21 protein-coding genes, 1 tRNA gene and 3 pseudogenes are annotated in these 19,557 nt (G+C 64.3%); 15 read left to right on the plus strand and 10 right to left on the minus strand.

The window, feature by feature from the left end:
- From WFP44_RS06695 to WFP44_RS06715, 5 genes and pseudogenes are all read left to right on the plus strand, one after another.
- Positions 1-531, plus strand: a pseudogene (locus tag WFP44_RS06695) (zinc ribbon domain-containing protein); the annotation flags it as partial.
- Positions 528-908, plus strand: a complete 381-nt coding sequence (locus tag WFP44_RS06700; protein WP_336925653.1) for a hypothetical protein — start codon at positions 528-530, stop codon at positions 906-908. The pseudogene WFP44_RS06695 and the gene WFP44_RS06700, both read left to right, overlap by 4 nt.
- 91 nt (positions 909-999) lie before the next feature.
- Positions 1,000-1,974 carry an arsenic resistance protein gene (locus WFP44_RS06705; RefSeq protein WP_336925654.1) on the plus strand — a complete coding sequence of 325 codons (975 nt, stop codon included), beginning with the start codon at positions 1,000-1,002 and terminating at the stop codon, positions 1,972-1,974.
- A complete protein-coding gene (locus tag WFP44_RS06710) occupies positions 1,971-2,699 on the plus strand; it encodes a sulfite exporter TauE/SafE family protein (RefSeq protein WP_336925655.1) in 729 nt (242 codons plus the stop codon). Before WFP44_RS06705 ends, WFP44_RS06710 begins: the two co-directional genes overlap by 4 nt.
- Positions 2,700-2,738: 39 nt before the next feature.
- A complete protein-coding gene (locus WFP44_RS06715) occupies positions 2,739-3,407 on the plus strand; it encodes an NADPH-dependent FMN reductase (protein ID WP_336925656.1) in 669 nt (222 codons plus the stop codon).
- A 296-nt stretch (positions 3,408-3,703) separates the two neighbouring features.
- Here the strand turns inward: WFP44_RS06715 and WFP44_RS06720 are convergent.
- Positions 3,704-3,794, minus strand: a tRNA-Ser gene (locus WFP44_RS06720).
- 80 nt (positions 3,795-3,874) lie between these two features.
- Here WFP44_RS06720 and WFP44_RS06725 point away from each other — a divergent pair.
- The 3 genes and pseudogenes from WFP44_RS06725 to WFP44_RS06735 all read left to right on the plus strand — a co-directional run bounded on the left by WFP44_RS06725 (position 3,875) and on the right by WFP44_RS06735 (position 4,780).
- Positions 3,875-4,279, plus strand: coding sequence for a metallopeptidase family protein (locus WFP44_RS06725; protein WP_336925658.1), 405 nt, complete (start codon positions 3,875-3,877; stop codon positions 4,277-4,279).
- Positions 4,280-4,283: 4 nt separating this feature from the next.
- A pseudogene (locus WFP44_RS06730) lies at positions 4,284-4,460 on the plus strand (peptidylprolyl isomerase); the annotation flags it as partial.
- Positions 4,457-4,780, plus strand: a pseudogene (locus WFP44_RS06735) (DUF1905 domain-containing protein). The pseudogenes WFP44_RS06730 and WFP44_RS06735, both read left to right, overlap by 4 nt.
- Here WFP44_RS06735 and WFP44_RS06740 read toward each other — a convergent pair.
- Positions 4,777-6,858 (minus strand): RelA/SpoT family protein, encoded by a 2,082-nt coding sequence (locus WFP44_RS06740; protein ID WP_336925659.1) that lies wholly within the window; start codon positions 6,856-6,858, stop codon positions 4,777-4,779. The pseudogene WFP44_RS06735 and the gene WFP44_RS06740 overlap by 4 nt on opposite strands.
- 136 nt (positions 6,859-6,994) lie before the next feature.
- Here WFP44_RS06740 and WFP44_RS06745 point away from each other — a divergent pair, with 136 nt between their 5' ends.
- From WFP44_RS06745 to WFP44_RS06755, 3 genes are read left to right on the plus strand one after another with little or no spacing between them, the layout of a single operon-like run.
- A complete protein-coding gene (locus WFP44_RS06745) occupies positions 6,995-7,288 on the plus strand; it encodes a hypothetical protein (RefSeq protein ID WP_336925660.1) in 294 nt (97 codons plus the stop codon).
- Positions 7,285-7,968, plus strand: a complete 684-nt coding sequence (gene gntA, locus WFP44_RS06750) for a guanitoxin biosynthesis heme-dependent pre-guanitoxin N-hydroxylase GntA (RefSeq protein WP_336925661.1) — start codon at positions 7,285-7,287, stop codon at positions 7,966-7,968. Before WFP44_RS06745 ends, gntA begins: the two co-directional genes overlap by 4 nt.
- Complete coding sequence (locus WFP44_RS06755; protein ID WP_336925662.1) at positions 7,968-8,552, plus strand: urea carboxylase-associated family protein; 585 nt, start codon at positions 7,968-7,970, stop codon at positions 8,550-8,552. Before gntA ends, WFP44_RS06755 begins: the two co-directional genes overlap by 1 nt.
- Here WFP44_RS06755 and WFP44_RS06760 read toward each other — a convergent pair.
- Together WFP44_RS06760 and hemF are read right to left on the minus strand one after the other, a co-directional pair.
- Positions 8,549-10,462, minus strand: a complete 1,914-nt coding sequence (locus WFP44_RS06760; protein ID WP_336925663.1) for a M1 family metallopeptidase — start codon at positions 10,460-10,462, stop codon at positions 8,549-8,551. The two genes, WFP44_RS06755 and WFP44_RS06760, sit on opposite strands and share 4 nt — an antisense overlap.
- 87 nt (positions 10,463-10,549) lie before the next feature.
- Positions 10,550-11,407, minus strand: a complete 858-nt coding sequence (gene hemF, locus WFP44_RS06765; RefSeq protein ID WP_336925664.1) for an oxygen-dependent coproporphyrinogen oxidase — start codon at positions 11,405-11,407, stop codon at positions 10,550-10,552.
- Positions 11,408-11,452: 45 nt separating this feature from the next.
- Here hemF and pdeM point away from each other — a divergent pair, with 45 nt between their 5' ends.
- The 3 genes from pdeM to WFP44_RS06780 all read left to right on the plus strand — a co-directional run bounded on the left by pdeM (position 11,453) and on the right by WFP44_RS06780 (position 14,318).
- On the plus strand, positions 11,453-12,178 hold the full coding sequence (gene pdeM, locus WFP44_RS06770) for a ligase-associated DNA damage response endonuclease PdeM (RefSeq protein WP_336925665.1): 726 nt from the start codon (positions 11,453-11,455) through the stop codon (positions 12,176-12,178).
- 116 nt (positions 12,179-12,294) lie between these two features.
- On the plus strand, positions 12,295-12,816 hold the full coding sequence (infC, locus tag WFP44_RS06775; protein WP_336925666.1) for a translation initiation factor IF-3: 522 nt from the start codon (positions 12,295-12,297) through the stop codon (positions 12,814-12,816).
- A gap of 44 nt (positions 12,817-12,860) precedes the next feature.
- Entirely contained in the window at positions 12,861-14,318 is a 1,458-nt protein-coding gene (locus WFP44_RS06780) for an SLC13 family permease (RefSeq protein ID WP_336925667.1), read from the plus strand.
- A gap of 4 nt (positions 14,319-14,322) precedes the next feature.
- Here the strand turns inward: WFP44_RS06780 and WFP44_RS06785 are convergent, their stop codons facing one another.
- Together WFP44_RS06785 and WFP44_RS06790 are read right to left on the minus strand one after the other, a co-directional pair.
- Complete coding sequence (locus WFP44_RS06785; RefSeq protein ID WP_336925668.1) at positions 14,323-15,174, minus strand: sensor histidine kinase; 852 nt, start codon at positions 15,172-15,174, stop codon at positions 14,323-14,325.
- Between the two features lie 90 nt (positions 15,175-15,264).
- Entirely contained in the window at positions 15,265-15,798 is a 534-nt protein-coding gene (locus WFP44_RS06790; protein WP_336925669.1) for a J domain-containing protein, read from the minus strand.
- A gap of 201 nt (positions 15,799-15,999) precedes the next feature.
- Here WFP44_RS06790 and WFP44_RS06795 point away from each other — a divergent pair, with 201 nt between their 5' ends.
- Positions 16,000-16,188 (plus strand): hypothetical protein, encoded by a 189-nt coding sequence (locus WFP44_RS06795; protein ID WP_336925670.1) that lies wholly within the window; start codon positions 16,000-16,002, stop codon positions 16,186-16,188.
- A gap of 1 nt (position 16,189) precedes the next feature.
- Here WFP44_RS06795 and pal read toward each other — a convergent pair whose 3' ends face one another.
- The 4 genes from pal to WFP44_RS06815 all read right to left on the minus strand — a co-directional run bounded on the left by pal (position 16,190) and on the right by WFP44_RS06815 (position 19,557).
- Entirely contained in the window at positions 16,190-16,711 is a 522-nt protein-coding gene (gene pal / locus WFP44_RS06800; protein ID WP_336920098.1) for a peptidoglycan-associated lipoprotein Pal, read from the minus strand.
- A gap of 91 nt (positions 16,712-16,802) precedes the next feature.
- Positions 16,803-18,173, minus strand: coding sequence for a Tol-Pal system beta propeller repeat protein TolB (tolB, locus tag WFP44_RS06805; RefSeq protein WP_336925671.1), 1,371 nt, complete (start codon positions 18,171-18,173; stop codon positions 16,803-16,805).
- 3 nt (positions 18,174-18,176) lie between these two features.
- The gene (locus WFP44_RS06810; RefSeq protein ID WP_419716503.1) at positions 18,177-19,070 is read right to left on the minus strand and encodes an energy transducer TonB; all 894 of its coding nucleotides are present in this window, start codon (positions 19,068-19,070) and stop codon (positions 18,177-18,179) included.
- Between the two features lie 25 nt (positions 19,071-19,095).
- Positions 19,096-19,557: an ExbD/TolR family protein gene (locus WFP44_RS06815; RefSeq protein WP_336925672.1), complete on the minus strand. Its 462-nt coding sequence runs from the start codon at positions 19,555-19,557 to the stop codon at positions 19,096-19,098.

Raw genomic sequence — 19,557 nt, forward strand, 5'->3', positions numbered from 1 at the left:
CAGGTCCATGCCATCCTGAAGGAAAGCCCGCGTCAGCGCGCGGCCAACACCCGCACCCACACCCCGGCGCTGCTCAAAGGTCTGATCTTCACGGATCGCGGCATCGCCATGACGCCAACTGTCACAAAGAAGGGCAGCCGGCATTACCGCTACTACACCTCGATGGATGCGATCCGGAACCGAGCGTGCGAAGGCCGGGAGAGCTTTGTCCGGCTCAATGCCGGCATGGTCGAAGGCGCTGTTGTCCAGCACATCCGGTCGCTGCTGCGCACGCCGGAAATTGCGGCGCGGGCGATGGAGGCAGCGCGCCGGACTGCACCGGACATGGACGAGCAGGATGTGGTCACCGCGCTGACGGGCTTTGATGGGCTGTGGGAGTCTCTGTTCCCGGCCGAACAGGCCCGCATCGCCCGCCTGCTGATCGAGCGGGTCACGGTCAGCGCCGATGGCCTCGCGGTGGATCTGCGGACCGAAGGTCTCGGATCGCTCATCCGCGAGATGGTCACTCCCGAACGGAGACAAGCAGCATGAGCGCGCCCACCACCATACGGGTGTTCATCCCGCTCACCATCCGCAAGCGCAACGGGCGGCCGAAGATCGTGCCGCCAGCCGACATGGCACAGGACACCAACGGGGTGGATCCGCATGTGCTGAAGGCGATTGCCAAGGCGTGGAGCTGGCGGCGGAAGCTGGAATCCGGCGCGGCGGCAACCCTCGCGGACATCGCCATGGCCGAGAATGTTACGCCCGCCTATGCTGGTCGGATGCTGAAACTGGCCTATTTGGCGCCGACCGTGCTCGATAAGCTACTGATTGCACGCGTCCCGCCGGCGGTGTCGGTGAAGGAACTGGCGGCAGCGGCCGAGTTGCAGTGGTACAAGCAAGAGGCAATCGTGTTCGGTAATTGAAAGCTTCAACAGACGGGCGGCAACCGCCGAAACTTACTGCCACTTCAAAACTCCCCTTGTTGCCAAAAGATGCATCTGCGAACTGGAGGGCATGACACGGCAGAAACTGGAGCAACATCAAGTCTGGATCTACCTCGTCGCGATCCTCGCGGGTCTTGGTATCGGCAGCGTTGCGCCCAATACGGCTTCGGCGTTTGAAGCGGTACTGTGGCCGGTGTTGGGTCTACTCCTTTACGCGACCTTCACACAGGTCCCGCTGACCAACCTGCCCGAGGCGTTTCGCGACCGGCGCTTCATGGGCGCCGTTCTGGCTGGCAACTTCCTCCTGATCCCCTTGCTCGTCTGGGCCTTGCTGGTCTTGTTGCCTGACGATCCCGCCATCCGCCTCGGCGTGCTGCTGGTCCTGCTGGTTCCTTGTACTGACTGGTACATCACATTTACCCATCTGGGCGGCGGCGACAGTCGGCGCGCCATTGCCGCAACGCCGGTCAACCTGATTGTCCAACTGTGCCTTCTGCCAGTCTATCTCTGGGTGTTTATGGGCAATGCGTTCCTTGAGCTGCTGGCGGCTGACCGGATCGCATCTGTATTTCTTACCCTTATCGTTCTGCCGCTACTTGCAGCCTGGCTGACCGAGCGCTGGGCTGAGCGGCGACAGGACGGAGAAAAAATCGTCGGGCAGATTGGCTGGCTGCCGGTTCCACTGCTTGGTGTTGTGGTTTTTCTTATCGCAGGGTCACAGGTGCAGGCCGTAGCGGGGGCGCTGCCGGTGCTGGGGCAGGTTACCGGGGTGTTTGTCGTCTTTCTGGTCGCCGCTGCACTGATCGGGCTCGCCCTGTCGAAGATACTCCGCCTGCCGGTTGGCTCCTCGCGCGCGCTGGTGTTCAGTCTTGGCACCCGGAACTCGTTTGTCGTTCTGCCGCTTGCCCTGGCGCTCGCACCGCAATGGCAGACCGCAACCGTGGTCATCGTCTTTCAGTCGCTGGTCGAACTGTTCGGCATGGTCGCCTACCTGTGGTTGGTGCCCAGAATGTTACCGGCAGCACGAACCTCAGTAGCCGCTTGATCGAGCCGCTGCTCTGGATCCCGCTGCTGGCGGTGGCGCTGGTTGCCGGGACAATCGGCGGGGTGGTTGGTTTTGGCAGCGCGGTTATCCTCCTGCCGGTTTGCGCCTATGTTTTCGGAGCCGAACGGGCCGTGCCGATACTCACCGTCGCGGCGCTGATCGGCAACCTGTCCCGCGCGACCTTTTCCTGGCGCGACACGGATTGGGCTGCGGTTCGCATGTACGTGACCGGTGCCGTGCCGTGTGCGGCAATCGGAGCCTTCATATTCATCGAACTCGATGTGCAGCTGATCCAGCGTTTGCTGGGGGCCTTCATTCTGCTGATGATCCCGGCACGGCGTTGGGCCACACGCCGCGAGATGACAATCAAACGATGGCACCTCTTGCCGCTGGGCGCGGTTATGGGATTGCTATCCGGGATTGTGGGCACAGTGGGGCCGATCAACGCACCGTTCTTCCTTGCTTATGGCCTGGCAAAGGGGGCCTATCTGGCGACCGAAGCGCTCGGTGCCGCCGCCGTGCATCTCACCAAGTCTGCTGTCTATGGGCGGTTCGCAGTGCTCGATCTCGAAACGATCATGTACGGCATCGCAATTGGCTTTGCTCTGATCGCAGGGTCATGGGCTGGCAAGCGCATCGTAATGCGCCTCGATACGCCGGCCTTCATCCGCACGGTCGAGGTTCTTCTGGCCGCGTCTGGTCTGGCGATGGTGCTAGGAATCTGAATTTACTCGTCTGAGTCAAAATTGGTGGAGTCGAAGGCTGTGCAGAAATTCCTGATATTCCTCGGGTCAGCCCGTGACAGCGCGCCTCCGCGCCCGGTCAGGCTTGGCCTGCGTGTTGCCCTGCAATGCGAGAAGCATCTTGAAGCAATGGGCCATGCCGTAGAATTGATCGATCCATTGTCGATCGAGCTGCCGACCGTGTTCAAGCCTCACTTTGCGTATGCGAAGAGCGCAGCCCCGGAGGCTCTCGATATCTTGGCTGCCAAGATCGAAGCGGCAGATGGCTATGTTATGGTCAGCCCCGAGTACAACCATTCCATGAGCCCCGCATTGGCGCACCTGCTGAACCATTTCGGGAGCTCGCTCTTTTCGTACAAGCCCAGTGCCATAGTGACCTATTCGGCTGGGCAGTGGGGTGGCGCCCGCGCAGCGGTAAACATGCGCACATTTCTGTCGGAGCTTGGATGTCTGCCGGTCTCGGCAATGATCCACCTGCCGAAAGCACAGGATATCCTGACCGACGCGGGGGATTTTGCCGATGGCGTCGATGCCATGTCCTGGCGGGGCTATGTTGGACGCACCCTTGCCCAGTTGGAATGGTGGGGTGAGGCCGCCCGGGCGCAGCGGACAATGGAAGGCATACCAGCCGCAGCGCCTGCGTTCAGCCGGGACCCTTCACAGCGCAATGCCCCTGAGATATCTCAATAAGGGGAACTGCGATTGCAGCACATAGGTGTATACCTTGCATTCTCACACAATATCGCCGGCCGGATTAAAGCTGAAAAGGCATAACAAGATGCGAGGCAAAAAAGCCCGGAAATCCGTCACTTTCTAGGCCGATACCTTCCACGACAAGGTTTAGGTGAAAAGAGACAAAAGCCGATCAGAGACCGATTTTGGCCGTCCCGGAAGTCTCCGAGGTTTGGTCGCAATTAGCAAAACCGCCCAAAAGCTGGGGTTTTCTGGCCCGTCTGGGCTCATCTCATTGATTCGCATTGAGATGTTGGCGGAGCGGGAGGGATTCGAACCCTCGATACGGTTTTGCCGTATACACACTTTCCAGGCGTGCGCCTTCGACCACTCGGCCACCGCTCCGTTGCCTCTTCAGGCGAGGCGGCTCCCTAGCTGCCCCTGCGGCAGATGACAAGCACAAGCGCCACGCCTATCTGGGCCCCATGACACGTGCTTTCGGGGAAGCCCCCTCTGCCGCCGAGATGGAAGCGCTGGCCCGTGCCGCACTCGCCCGCTTGCCAGCGCAATTCCGCGCGCATCTGCACGATGTGGTGATCGCGGTGGAGGAATTTGCCGAGGACGCGCTGCTGGACGAGATGGGGATCGAAAGCCCCTTCGACCTGACCGGCGTCTACGAAGGCCTGCCAGTGGGCCAGCGCAGCATCGACCATTCGGGCACCCTGCCCGATCGCATCCGCCTGTTCCGCCTGCCCATCCTGCTCGAATGGTGTGAGCGCGGCGACGAGACGCTGGAGCATCTCGTTACCCATGTGCTGATCCACGAGATCGGCCACCACTTCGGCCTGTCCGACGAGGATATGCACGCGCTGGAGGAGATGGCGGGGTAGGGCAAGGCTCGCCAGCGATCTGCCCGATCCGCCCGCGTTCGAATATCTGTCCAGCGAAAGCGCCAGCTTTGCCCGCTATGTCGCCAGCCGCGCCAACCGCAATGATGCCTTCTACACCGTGCCGGCAGGCGGGGTAGACATCTGCAATGTGCAGGTGCCGATCCGCCGTGTGAGCGCGTGAGCGAGACCACCCGTTGCACGGGCCCGCTGTGGCGCTGGGCGGGGGCAGACGGGTCGGGAAGCTGGCATTTCCTCGCCATGGATGGCGCTGTTGCCCAGGCCATTGCCGCGCACGAAGCAAGGCGGCGGTTGGAACTGGGGAGCGGGCGCGGCTTTGGCTCGGTCAGGGTCGAGGCGCGCATCGGGAGCACGCGCTGAGCCACCAGTGCCTGTCCCAGCAAGGAGAGCGGCGGCTGGCTGCTTGTGGTGAAGCAGGCGGTGCGCAGGGCCGAGGATCTGACGGCGGGAGACGAAATTGAGGTGGAACTGGCGCTGCTCTAAACCCGCTCCGCCTCGGCCACGCTGTCACTGGCGCGCAGGGACGACACGATGCGCGTGATATGCGCCAGGTCCTGCACTTCCAGATCGACCGCATAGGTGTGGAACGGATCGTCGCGCTGGGTGAGCACGATGTTCATCACATTGGCGTTGTTGCGGGCAAAGGTGCCCGCCATTTCCGCCAGCGTTCCGGGCCGGTTATACAGCGTGACATTCAGCCGGCCGACAGCTCCGCGTGAATGTTCACCCCATGACAGGTCAACCCAGTCGGCATCCTCGCCATTGGCGAGTTCGCGGCAATCGATGGCGTGCACTTCCACCCCCTGCCCGCGCCGGCGCAGGCCCACGATCCGGTCGCCCGGCAGCGGGTGGCAGCATTCGGCCAGCTGGAACCCCATGCCCGGCGTCAGCCCCTTGATGCTGATCGCGCGGGCCATATGCGGTTCGTCGGGCAGATCGGCGGTGGAGCCGGGGACAAGCGCTTCCATCACTTCGCGGTCGGACAATTTGGCCGAACCGATGGCGACCATCAGGTCTTCCTCGTCCTCCATCTCCAGCCGCTTCACCGCATCCTTGATGCCCTTCTTGCCGACCTTGGCAGGCAGGCGTTCGACGATATCCTCGAACAGCTTGGCGCCGATCTCGGCAATTTCGGCGCGTTCCTTCTGCCGCACCGCGCGGCGGATGGCGGCGCGCGCCTTGCCGGTCACGACAAAGGCCAGCCACGACAATTGCGGGCTCGCCGTGGTGCTCTTGATGATTTCCACCACATCGCCATTGCCCAGCGGGGTGCGCAGCGGCACGTGGCGGCCGTTGATCTTGGCCCCCACGGTCTGCGCGCCCAGATCGGTGTGCACGGCAAAGGCGAAATCGACCGCGGTCGCCCCGCGCGGCAGCTGGAACAGCGCGCCCTTGGGAGTGAAGGCGAAGATGCGATCCTGATAGATCGCCAGCTTGGTATGTTCGAGCAGTTCCTCGGCATCGTGGCTGGCATCGACAATCTCGATCAGGTCGCGCAGCCAGCCCACCTGCCCGTCGGGCCGCCCTTCCTGCTTGTAGGCCCAATGCGCCGCCAGCCCGAATTCGTTGGTGCGGTGCATTTCGCGGGTGCGGATCTGCACCTCCACGCGCATGGACCCGGCATGGATCAGCGTGGTGTGCAGTGATTTGTAACCGTTGGATTTGGGGGTGGAGATGAAATCCTTGAACCGCCCCGGCACCATCTGCCACGTGGTGTGCAGCACCCCCAAAGCGCGGTAGCAGTCCTCCACACTGTCGGCCAGCACACGGAAGGCCATGATATCGGTAATCTGTTCAAAGGAGACATGGCGTTCGGCCATCTTCTTCCAGATCGAATAGGGGTGCTTTTCGCGGCCCCAGACCTCCACCTGCAATCCCGCTTCGGCCAGAGCCTGCTTGATCTTGAGCGCGATGGCATCGACCTGGCCCGTATCGCTTGACCGGATCTGTTCCAGCCGCCCGGTAATGGTGGCATAGGCTTCGGGCTCCAGCTGCTCGAAAGCAAGCAACTGCATCTCGCGCATATATTCATACATCCCCACCCGCTCGGCCAGCGGGGCGTAGATATCCATCGTCTCGCGCGCGATGCGCTGGCGCTTTTCGGGCGATTTGATGAAATGCAGCGTGCGCATATTGTGCAGGCGATCCGCCAGCTTGACCAGCAGCACGCGGATATCCTCGGACATGGCGAGGAGGAACTTGCGCAGGTTTTCCGCGGCGCGTTCATCCTCGGGCATCTGTTCGATCTTGGACAGTTTCGTCACGCCATCGACCAGCCGCGCGACATCAGGGCCGAATTTCAGCTCGATATCCTCGATCGTGGCGAGCGTATCCTCCACCGTATCGTGCAGCAGCGCGGTGACGATGGTTTCCTGATCCAGCTTCAGATCGGTCATCAAGCCGGCCACTTCGACCGGATGGCTGAAATAGGGATCGCCGCTGGCGCGCTTCTGGCTGCCGTGTTTCTGCACCGTGTAGACATAGGCGCGGTTGAGCAGCGCCTCATCCGCATCGGGATCATAGGCCTTCACGCGTTCGACGAGTTCATACTGGCGCAGCATATGGCCCAAGATAGGGGGAAAATCGGGCAATTGCAGCCACGGATTTGCGCGTGGCTGCAAATCGCCCCGGCTGGCTGGAGGGAACCTGCGCGGCGCTGGCGGGTTGCCACCCCATCACGGGGAAGGATTCAGGACCATGCTGACACAGCTAAACCCTCCGCTTCCGGTCCACATCCTTGATCGCGGCGCAGGACAGGCCTTGGCGGTTATCGATTACGGGCCCGAACATCATCTGGTCTGGGTGACCGCGCTCGACAACGGGGGCGAAATCTGGTGCGCACCCAATCCGCGTGTGCGGGTGCAGGCAAACTGGACCCTGGGGCGCACAAAGGGTTCGCCCGGGCACCAGTGGGCGCAGCCCCTTCCCGCCGAAGCGCGTGCCGCAGCAACGCCCTGCTCCTGCGGGCTTGAGGAGGCGGCACTGCCATGAGCCTGACCCTGCTGCAACCGACGGATTCGCTGGACAAGGAACTGCACGACTGGATTGCCGACAGCGGCTTTCCTTGCGTGGGCGCGAAATCGGCACTTGCCAAAGGCACGCTGAAGGTCGTGTCCGCGCTCGACATGACCAGCGCGTGGAATGACGTGCAGATCCATGATGCGCTGCTCAACTGGGCGTGGGAATACCGCGACAATCCGGGCGGCCTGCGCAGCCTGGCGGTAGTGTTCGAAGGGCCGCTCGACCTCACCGAAACGCAGTTCGAGGTGCATTTGTGGGACCGCCTGCAATCGCTGGCGGACAAGGATCACTGGCGCGGCCAGCCCTATGACGGGCGGGTGAGCGCCGATCCCGACAGTCCGCATTTCTCGCTCAGCTTTGGCGGAGAGGCCTTTTTCGTCGTGGGCCTACACCCGCACGCCAGCCGCCCCGCGCGGCGTTTTGGCCGCCCGACACTGGTGTTCAACCTGCACGACCAGTTCGAAAAGCTGCGTGAGGAGGGACGCTACGAAAAGATGCGCGCCGCCATTCTGGAACGCGACCGCAAGCTGGCCGGCGACATCAACCCCATGCTGTCGCGCCATGGCGAGGCGAGCGAGGCGCAGCAATATTCGGGGCGGCAGGTCGATCCCGATTGGTCTCCGCCCTTTTGCGACAAGCGGGCACGCTGATGCTGGAGCGAATCCCGCCGCGCAGCGGCACTGCCTTTCGTCTGGACCAGGGCCAAGTGCTCGAAGTCACCGATCTGGAAGGGTGCCAGGTCGCCGACCTGATCGCCTTTGCCGCCGATGATGTGCGCGAGGCGCTGTCGAACGGGCGCACCTTCGATTACGAGGAGACGCTGAAACTGACCACGGGGAACACGCTGTGGTCGAACCGTTCCAACCCCATGCTCACACTCGTGCATGACGATGTGGGGTGCCACGATTTCCTGCTCACCCCATGCAGCGAGGCGACCTTTCGCCACTTCTATCCCGAACACCCGGTGCATCGCGGCTGCTTCGGCAATCTGGCAGAGGCGCTGGCCCCCTATGGCGTGGAACCCGACAGGATCGGCACCGCCTTCAACCTGTTCATGAATGTGCCGTTCGACGGGGCAAGCGGGCGCATCCGCGTGGAGCCGCCGCCCTCGCGCGCCGGCGATTGCCTGCGGCTGGAGGCGCGGATGGACCTCGTCATCGGCCTCACCGCCTGTTCGGCCTATGCCTCGAACGGGGGCAGCTTCAAGCCGATCGGCTGGCGCATCCTGAGCTAGGACGCGCCACCAACTCCCAACACGCCGTCGACATTGCCGCGCGTCATGGCATGATATCCCGGACGTGTCCGCTCATATAGCGGGCGTGCAATCGCCATCCCCCATTCGCCCTGCCCCTGCATCGCGCGGTAGAGCGGGCTGACGAACTTGTTGCGGCCCACGCGCGTCAGGAACTCCTCGGCTTGGGGAACGGCGGGCTGGTAGCGGTTCTTCAGCGCCAGTTCGAGCCACAGGAAGCGGATCTCGTTATTGCCGGTGGCGGACAGGCCAAAGGCCTCGTCCAAGGCGGCAAGTTGCGCGGCGCTGCGTTGCTGCGGCGCCCTTTGCAGGAAGCGCATCCGTTCCGCCGTGCTCCAGCCGTTCCATGCGGCGGCATTCAGCGTGCCATTGGCCGCGTAGGCATCGGCTGCCGCGTCCACTTCGGCAAAGGCTGCCGGATTGGGCCGCGCGGCATTGGCAGGCAGGCCCGTGCCATACACCCATTCCTCCAGCATCAGCGCCTCGTCCAGCACCGCGTCATCGCCCACCAGCTTTTCGCGCAGATCCGCGATGAACATCTCTGACGTGGCGGGCTGGAAGGCGTGGGTATCGAACCACTGGCGCAGCCACGGATCGAAGCGGTCGCGCCCGATAATGGCCTCCAGCGTGTGCAGGAACAGCGCACCCTTGTCGTAAATGATGGCCGAATCGTATTCGAGCGGGTTCAGCCCGTCGGGCGTGCGCAGCGATGTGATCGGCGCATCCGCCCCGTGGGTGCCCAGCGCGTCCTCGATTGCGGCAAAGGACAGCGCACGCTCCTGCATGGCCCTTTCCGGCCCGAACACCGCCTCGGAAATGCGGCTTTCGATATAGGAGGTGACGCCTTCGTTCAGCCAGCCGTCGCGCCAGCTGGCATAGGTGACCAGATTGCCCGACCAGCTGTGCGCCAGTTCATGCGCAACCAGGCCCGTCAGGCTGCGATCGCCCGCGATGAAAGTGGGTGTGAGGAAGGTCATCACCGGGTTTTCCATGCCCCCATAGGGGAAGGACGGCGGCAGAACGATCATGTCATACCGGCCCCAGCGGTAATCGCCGTAAAGCTCCTCCGCCGCGTCGATCATCGCTTCGGTATCGACCAGTTCGGCCTTTGCCGCCTCAAGCATGGCGGGCTCGGCCCAGACGCCCGAACGCGGGCCCAGCTCGGCAAATTCGATATTCCCTGCCGCAATTGCGATGAGATAGGGGGCGACCGGCTTGTCCATCACAAAGCGGTAGGTGTGCTGCGCGGTGCCATCAGGGGCGGCTTGCGCCTCCTCCGCCTCGCCCTGGATAATGCCGCTCATCACCGCTTTCAGATCGGCGGGAAGCGTGATGCGCGCCTCCCATGTCTGGCGGATGCCGGGGCTGTCCTGCGTGGGGATCCAGCTGCGGTTCAGGATCGCCTGACCCTGACTGAACAGGAAGGGATGCGTCCCGTTCGCGGTCTGCTCCGGGCTCAGCCATTGCAGCGCCTCAGCCCCCGGCGCGGCGGAATAGGTGACCGTGATCTGCCGCACATCGCCAATCGCCACGGTCAGCGGCTCGCCCTTGCCCTCGACCCGCGCGCCCATTTCCCAGTCCAGCGCGCTGCCATCGGGCGCGGTGATGCTGCCGATTTCCAGCCCGTCGGAATCAAGGATGATCTCGTTCGCGTCATTCGCGGCTTCGATGTCCAGCGTGGCGGTGCCCGAAATGTCCTGCGCGGCGAAATCCAGCGTCAGATCAAGCGCCACATGGGTTACGCGCGCCACCTGCGGCTGGGCGAAGGTGTAATCGTCAAACGCCTGCTCTGTCGTCAGGATGGGGGCAACCATCCGCTCTTCCGGCGCGGACGAACAGGCGGCGAGTGTGGCAAGGAAAATGGCGGCGATGGCGACAAACGGGCGCGTCATGATGGCTCCGGACACGAAGGAAAGCGGGCTGGTTACCGTTGCAACGAATTTCGCGCAAGGGTGCGCGCACGGCTCACCTGCGGTCGATCAGCTCCAGGTCACTTCGGGCGGCAGGCTCATCAGGATGGCGTCGATATTGCCGCCGGTCTTCAGGCCGAACAGCGTGCCTCGATCGTACACCAGATTGAATTCGACATAGCGCCCGCGCCATTCCTTCTGCTGGGCCTTTTCCGCCTCGGTCCATTCCTGCCCCATCCGGGCGCGCACCAGACGCGGGAAGACATCCAGAAACGCCTCGCCCACATCGCGGGTGAAGGCGAAGTGGCGTTCGAACGCGGCCACATCCTCGCATTCCAGATGATCGTAGAAGATGCCGCCCACCCCGCGCGCCACATTGCGGTGCGGGATGAAGAAATACTCGTCCGCCCATTTGGAAAAGCGGTCGTAGTAAGTCGGGTTATGCGCCATGCAGGCTGCGCGGAAGCGGGCGTGGAAGGCTTCGGTATCCTCGGCATAGGGGATCGGCGGGTTCAGATCGGCCCCGCCGCCGAACCAGGCGGCCTGCGTGGTGAGGAAACGGGTATTCATGTGCACCGCCGGCACGTGCGGATTGGCCATGTGCGCCACCAGCGAAATGCCGGTGGCGGTAAAGCCGGGATGCGCCTCGCTCGCGCCGTTGATCGTTTTCGCAAATTGCGGCGCGAACTCGCCGGTCACGGTGGAGACATTGACCCCCACCTTCTCGAACACGCGGCCCTTCATCACCCCGCGCACGCCGCCGCCGCCGTCCGAGCCATCCTCGGTCTCGCGATTCCACGGGATATAGTCGAACGCGGCGTCCGAACCCGCCTCGCGCTCGATCGCCTCGAAAGTGGCGCAGATGCGGTCGCGCAGGCTCTCGAACCAGTGGCGGGCAGCAGCGGTCTGGGCGGTCCAATCGGTCATGCAAACTCCCTTGCCAAAGCTGGGCGATCACGGCAAGTGCAGGCCATGGTTCCCGTTTCGTTCACATTCGGATTCTGCGGGGAGGAGTTCGTCCTCCTTCCCTGCGCACAGGGTGGCACGGCAGGGTCGCGGGCGCTGTTCTGGCCGCGCGAGAATGCGCTGCTGGTGGCCGATCTGCATCTGGAAAAGGCCAGCTTCTTTGCCCGCACGGGGCAGTTCCTGCCGCCTTATGACAGCCGCGAAACGCTGGAGCGGCTGGCGGCGGCGATCAAGGCAACCGGCGCACGGCGCGTCTATACGCTGGGCGACAATTTCCACGATGCCGGCGGGCCTGCGCGGCTGGAAAGCCACGCGGCCGGGATGCTGGATGCGCTGACCCGCGCGTGCGAATTCGTCTGGATCACCGGCAACCACGACAAGGGGCCGTCCGCAGGCATTGGCGGCACCTTTGTGGAGGAGCTGGAGATTGCGGGCATGGTGCTGCGGCACGAAGCCAAGGCGGGCGAGGTGCGGCCCGAACTGTCCGGCCATTTCCACCCGCGCCTGCAAATCCGGGTTTCGGGCCGCCACATCCGCCGCCACTGTGCGGTGCAAAGCACGGATGCAATGGGCGCGGGCCGCGTGATCCTGCCTGCTTTTGGCGCGCTGACGGGCGGGATGGATGCGGCCGATCCGGCGATTCTGGCGGCGCTGCAACCCGCCCGGAAGATCGAGGCGCTGGTGCCTGCGGAAAAGAAATTGGCCCGCTTCACCCTGTGGCAGGCCCAATAGGCGCACCAATTGCCGACCCGCCAAGTGGCCACTAGCGCGACGGCCATTTCGCCTCTACATAGCGCGCTTCACACAACCATTTCAGGAGCACGCCCATACCTCGTCCGCCCCGCCGCATGATGGCACCGCCGGTCAAATCCGGCCCGCGTTTCGACCAGCTGATCCAGTCCGACAAAGTTCGCGTCATTGACGAGAACGGTGAGAATATCGGCGTCATGTACACCAATGAAGCCATCGACCAGGCCGCAAGCCTGGGGCTGAACCTGGTGGAGGTGTCGCCCAATGCCGACCCGCCCGTCTGCAAGTTCCTCGATGTCGGCAAATATCGCTACGAAGCGCAGAAGAAGGCCAACCTCGCCCGCAAGAGCCAGAAGACGCAGGAGATCAAGGAGATCAAGGTGCGTCCCAACATCGATGATCACGATTACGATGTGAAGCTCAAGGCGATGCACAAGTTCATCGACAATGGCGACAAGGTGAAGGTGACGCTGCGTTTCCGCGGCCGCGAAATGGCGCACCAGCATCTGGGCGCGGAATTGCTGCGCCGGGTGCAGGACGACATGGCCGAAACCACCAAGGTGGAAAGCTTCCCGCGTCTGGAAGGTCGCCAGATGGTCATGGTGCTGGCGCCCAAATAGGCACCATATTCCGAGGGAATCGCGCGGAAAAGGGGGAGCGCTCAATGACGGCCAGCCGCATCGGTTTCTGGATCGGGCTGGCAGGTTTTGCCGTAACTCTCCTGCTGCCCGCCCCCGGCACCATGCCCGCTTCGGCATGGATCGTGGCCGGCCTTGTCTGGTGGATGGCGGCGTGGTGGATGACAGAGGCGGTGCCGCTGACCGCCACTGCCCTCATCCCCTTCCTCGTCCTGCCCTTTGCCGGAATATCGAGCGCGGCGGAAACCGCCTCCACCTATTATTCGGACATATTGTTCCTGATTTTGGGCGGGGCATTTCTTGCGCTGGCGATCGAACGCACCGGCCTGCACCGCCGCCTGTCGCTGGCTATCCTGCGCGGCGTGGACCGGGGTGGGGAATCCCCGGCAAGGGGAGGCAGCGGCGCGCGGCTGCTGCTCGCCTTCATGGCCAGCGCCGCGCTGCTTTCGATGCTGATATCCAACACCTCCACCGCGCTCATCATGATGCCGATGGCGCTGGCGGTGCTGGCGGCGGGCGGATCGGGCCTGTCTGGCCCCGCTGACGACGCGGAAGGCCCGCCCACCGGGCTGGGCCTCGCGGGCGCGCTGCCCATCGGCATTGCCTTTGCCGCCAGCATTGGCGGGCTCGGCACGATTGTCGGATCGCCAACCAATGCGATTGCGGTGGGCCTGCTCGACACCACGATTGGCCTGCGCATCAGCTTTGCCCAATGGAGCGCGTTCGGCCTGCCCATCGTGCTGCTGGGCGTGCCGCTGGCCGCGTTCATCATCCACAAAGTGTGCCGCGTGGGCGAACACCGTTTCGATGTGCACGCCGCGCGTGCCGCGATCGATACGCACAGCGCCTGGACGACGCCCGAAAAGCGGTTGGTGCCGCTGGTGGCGCTCACCTTCATCGCCTGGCTGGTGCAGCCGCTGCTGACCCCGCTGCTGCCCGCAGGATCGCTGAGCGATGGCACGATTGCGGTGATCGCAGGCCTTACGCTGTTCCTTTTGCCCGATGGCACGGGCCGCCCCCTGCTGGTGTGGAAGGAAGCCGACCGCGCGCCGTGGGGCGTTATCATGATGTTCGGCGGAGGGCTGGCGCTGGCCGCCGGCATGACCAAGAGCGGGCTGGCCGCATGGCTGGGGCAGGCGCTGCTGCCGCTGGCAGGCGTGCCCATGGTGCTGGTGGCCTGTGCGCTGGTGGCGCTGGTAATTCTGGTGACGGAGTTTGCCAGCAATGTCGCCACTGCCAGCGGCATCATGCCGGTGGTGGCCAGTCTGGCGCTGGCGCTGGGCGGCGATCCGATGCTGCTGGCCATGCCCGCCGCGCTGGCGGCCAGCTGGGGCTTCATGCTGCCTGCTGGCACCGGCCCCAATGCAATTGCCTGGGCCACGGGCCAGGTGCGGCTTGCCAATATGGTGCGCGCAGGGGTGCTGCTCGATCTGGCGGGGGTTTTCCTGATCGTGGGCGTGTGCTGGGCGGTCGCCGCGCTTTAGGGCTTCATGCCGCGCGCCGATCAGGGGGCGCGCACAGGCGCTGCGGCGCGGCCGGATGATCCAGCACGCGCACGGGCAGATGCACGATGAAGCTCGATCCCGCGCCTTCGCGCGACACGGCATCGATCCACCCGTCCATCAGCCGCACCAGTTGCGCGCAGATGGCAAGACCCAGCCCCGCGCCGCCATGACTGCGCGCAATTCCGGCATCCGCTTGCCGGTAGCGTTGGAAGATATGCCGCATCGCCGCCGGCGCGATGCCGATGCCGGTATCGGCCACCTCGATCGACAGCTGCGTTGACAGCACGCCGGGTTCCGCACGGGCCTGCACATGGACTTGGCCGCAATCGGTGAACTTTACCGCATTTCCAATGATGTTGAGCAGCACCTGCCGCAGCCGCAGCGCATCGCCCGCGATCAGCACGGGCACGGCGGGATCGATCGTGCAGGTGAGCGCAATCCCCTTTTCCGCAGCGCGCGGGGCGAACATCGCGGTGCAATAGGCAAGTTCGTCATGCAGGCGCACCTCGCCCTGTTCCAGCGTCATCCGGCCCGCCTCGGCACGGGTGAAATCGAGAATGTCGTTGAGCAGACGCACCATCGTCTGCCCGCTTTGCGCGATATGTTCCAGGCTGGCGGCTTGCGCAGGCGTCAGCGCGCCCTGCCGCCGCAGCAGATCGGCAAAGCCGATCACGCCATTGATGGGGGTGCGAATGTCGTGGCTGATGTTGGCGAACAGATCGGCGCGGGCCTCCGCGTGCCGGCGCACCTGCCTGAGCAGCAGGCCGAGCGGGACGCCGGCAGCCGCCATGCCGCCCAGAAACAGCGCGATGGCCAGAAGTGGATCGTCAATCATGCGGAAACTATCCCCAGACGCGGGGCGTGGTAAACGAACAGGGTGAAGCAGGTCTGCCCCGGTGTTTCCGTAATTCTGCCTAAGGCGCGCTCACCCGCGCCATTCGCGGCGCTCCTCGGCCTGGCGCAGCACTTCATAGGCGACCTGCACCGCCTGAAACGCCCTGGCCGCTTCCTCGTCGCCGGGCCGGACATCGGGATGCAATTCCTTGGCGCGCGCGCGCCAGGCCTTCTTCACATCTTCGAAACTGGCATCCACTTCCAGCCCCAGCACGTCGAGCGCGCGCAGCTCGTCGCGGCTGCGCGTGCCATCGCCGCTGCCGCCCCAGCCGTAATGCTGCGCCTCGGCATAACCGGCATTGTCGCGCGCTTCGGCGCGGGCGCGCTGTTCGGCCTCTTCCTTGTCGAGCCCCTGGAAATAGTCCCAATTGCGGTTGTATTCAGCCGCATGCGCCTGGCAGAAATACCAGCGATCGCGGCTGTTGGGGCTTTTGGGCGCGGGGCAATCGCCCTTTTCGGTGCAGCCATGCCGATCGCACAGGCGCACTTCCACCGCCTCGCGCGACGAGCCATAGCCACGCCAGCGGGGAAAACCCCAGTCCATCGACCGGCCGCCGCGCGCCATCAGTTGAGCGATCCTGCTGTCATCCGCTGCCTATAGCCGTCCAGCCCGCGCGATGAAACCGCCCAAAGGCCATGCTGCACCGCACAAAGGACAGGAAGCCGTGCCGGTGTGACTGCGATACAATTGAAGACGCAAATCTGGTTGCAATACGAAACCCAATGCCTATCTGCTGCGGGTCAGAGCAAGGACAAGGTATTTCCCATGAGCAAGCAACTGGCCGTTTCCGCCGCGTTCAGCGTGTTCGCCATGGCTGCTTTTGCCCTGTTTGCCACTCCACTGACAGGATTTGGGCTGACCGGGCTTGGCGGGAACGAAAAGGGCGCGCCAGCCTATGCCAGCGCGCCCCTTGATGGCGCAAGCCAGACAGCTTCCGCCCTGATCAACCGCTAGATCAGTTGACCATGATCGTAACCGCGCGGCGGTTGCGCGCCCAGGCCTGCTCGTTCGAAGCGGTGGCCACCGGGCGTTCCTCGCCATAGCTGACAGTGCGCAGGCGGCTTTCGGGCACGCCCAGGCTGACGAGGTAGTTCTTCGCCGCATTGGCACGGCGCTCACCCAGCGCGAGGTTGTATTCGCGCGTGCCGCGTTCGTCCGCATGGCCTTCGATCGTGGCGCGGGCGGCGGTGTGCTGCAGCAGGTAATCGGCCTGCGCGCGCAGGGCGGCGGCGTCTTCGTTGTCGATGTTGAAGCGGTCGGTATCGAAATAGATCACGTCGCGCCCGTTCATCGCGGCAGCGAAATGCGCCTGAGATCCAGCGGCCGGGCCAGCCGGGGTGACCGGTGCGGGCGTCGGGGTCGGCGTGGTGGGACGCGCCACTTCCTGCGGCGGGGGCAGTTCTTCCACGCGATTCTTGGAGCAGGCCGATACGGTCAAAGCGGCTGCAACAACGCCGAACAGGGCAATCTTTTTCATGTCAGACTCCTCTTTATGCAGTGTTCAAGAATCACTTCGTCGCTCATTAGCAACGGCTTGTCGCCGTTAAGACAGGCTAAATGCGGCAACTTCATGGCAAAACCGGCCCCCAGGCGGGATCGGATGCGCCAACCGGCGTATTCAGCCGGCGTTCGTTGCGCCCGGTCAGGTCAACCTGCCAAATCGCTGTTTCGCCGGAATTTCTTTCGGTACGGAAGAACTGCACGATGCGGCCATTGGGCGCCCAGGTGGGGCCTTCATCATGCCAGGCATCGGTCAGGTGGCGCATATTGCGGCCATTGGTGTCCATCACCGCGATGCGAAAATTGCCGACAATGTGGGTAAAGGCGATCTGATCGCCGCGCGGGCTCCATTCCGGCGTGGCGCAGCGCCCGCCAAAAAAGCTGATGCGCCGCTGGTTCGACCCATCGGCATTCATGATATAGCATTGCTGGCTGCCCGACTGGTCGCTTTCATACACAATGAAACGGCCATCCGGCGAATAGGAGCCGCCCACCTCGATGCTGGGGCTGCTGGTCAGCCGCTGCGGAGTGCCGCCGGTGGAGGGCACACGGTAGATGTCGGTATTGCCCGCCACCGCCATCGAATAGAGGATATAGCGGCCATCCGGGCTCCAGCGCGGGGCGAAGGTGGGGTTGGCGCTCTGCGTCACCAGCGTCTGCCGTCCGGTGCCTAGATCATAGACATAGATGCGCGGGTTGCCATCCGAATAGGAGAGGTAGGCGATGCGCGAATAATCGGGCGAATAGCGCGGGGTCAGCGCGGTGGACTGGCCGTTGGTAATGAAGCGGTGATTGGCCCCGTCGCTGTCCATGATGGCGAGGCGCTTGACCCGGTTATCCTTGGGCCCCGTTTCCGCGATATAGGCGATACGGCTGTCGAAGAAGGGGCTTTCGCCCGACAGGCGCGAATAGATGAGGTCTGAACAGCGATGCGCGGCGCGGCGCCAGTCGGCGGGCTCGACCACCCAGCCATCGCGCACCAGTTCATCCTGCAAGACCACGTCGTACAAGTAACAGCCCACCGTCAGCCGTCCGTCAGAATTGGCACGGACATAGCCTTGTACCAGCATTTCGGCATTGCGCCCCCGCCAGGTGGCCCAGGCCGGATTGGTGATCTGCGGATAGGTCGGGCGCGGCAGCGCATCCGGCCCAACCGGGCGGAACAGGCCATTATTGCGCAGATTGTTGAACACGATGCGCGAAATCTCGTGGCCCAAGGCGGCAGTGCCATTGGCATTGGCCGGCGTCGCCACATCGGCATTGGTGGCAAAGCTGGCGATCGCGATGCCCAGATCCTGCCAATCCGAATCGTCGGTAACGGTGCCGGTCAGCACCTCGTCTTCGGTTTGCGGCGGCGCTGCATCCTGCGCCAGCGCGGGCGCGGGGCCGAATGCCAGCACCAGCAAGGCGGCAAGAAAACCGGAGGCGGGATTACGCATGGGTCATAGCCTTCTGTCGAATGTCCAACGAAGCTTGCGCCACCTGCTGTAATGGTCAGCAGGAAGGCGGAACGGAGCGGCGAGCCGGACCGCGCGCATCGCGCGTTCGGCATGAAGCGAGGCCTGCGGGCGGTTGCTGTCGGTAATGCCCGATTGCTGCACCAGCACCGGGTTGCCGCGCAAGGTGCCATCCTCGTTCAATTCCCATTCGATGATGGTGACAAGCAGTTCCACGTCAACCCCTGACGGGGCGGACCAGTGCGGGCGCAATTGCCGCGTGACGGCGGCATTGAGCGCGGCCTGCTCTGCCGCGCCAAAGGGTGCAGCCTGCCCGCTTGTCCCCGCGCCGTCGCTGACGCCCGACAGGAAATCCTGGCTCACCCGGCTCCCTGCCGCGCGCGTGGCGGTGGCGGTTGGCGCAGGCGTGGCGCGCGGCGTGGCGGTGGGCGCAGGCGTGGCGCGCTGCGTGGGCGCCGGGCTGGGCCGCGGGGTGGAGGTGGGTGTCGGCGTGGGTGTTGCGCGCCGTGTTGGTGTTGCCGTGGGCGTTGGCGTCGGCGTTGCGCGCCGGGTGGGCGTGGCGGTGGGCGTCGGCGTCGGCCGCGCAGTCTGCACCGGGCTGGGCACGGGAGATGGCGGCGGCGCAGGCAGCACTTCGGGCTCGGGCAGGGGCGCGAGTTCCGGGGCAAGCGCGGCGGCGCTTTCGGGTGAGGGATCGCGCGTGGTCGTCACCAGCCCCACATCTTCCGCCAGGCTCACCGTGATACGCTCCGCCGGGCGGATCGGCTCCACCGCCTTGTTATGCAGCGCCAGCGCCAGCGCCAGCGCGATATGCGCCGTGCCCGCCACCAGCAGACCGATGCGTTCTTCGCGCGTAAGGTTGGCGAGTGGTGCCATCACAATCGGGATCCTTGCTCCGGTCAGGCTATGGAGCGTCGGCTGAACCGCTGGTGACCAGCGAAATCGAATTGAAGCCCGCGCGATTGAGTTCGCCCATCACCGCCATCACCCGCCCGTAATCCAGCGCCCGGTCGGCGCGCAGCGTGACCAGCGGCATTTCGGGCGTGGTGCGGCTGGCGGCCACCTGTTCCAGCGCAACCGGCAGATCGCCGGGGACAAGCGCGTTGTCACCCAGATAGATCGTGCCGCCCGCGTCGATGGAGATGGTGATCTGGTCCTGCTCCTGTTCCAGCGCATTGGCGCGGCTTTCGGGCAGTTCCACGGGCACACCGGTTGCCAGCATGGGCGCTGTCACCATGAAGATGATCAGCAGCACCAGCATCACATCGACAAAGGGCGTGACATTGATGTCCGCCATCGGCGCGCGGCGGCTGGAGCGGCCCCGGCGCCGCCCGCCCCCGCCTGCGGTATTGAGGCTCATCGCCAT

The organism is Alteraurantiacibacter palmitatis (assembly GCF_037154115.1).
In the GTDB taxonomy this organism is placed as follows: Bacteria; Pseudomonadota; Alphaproteobacteria; order Sphingomonadales; family Sphingomonadaceae; genus Alteraurantiacibacter; species Alteraurantiacibacter palmitatis.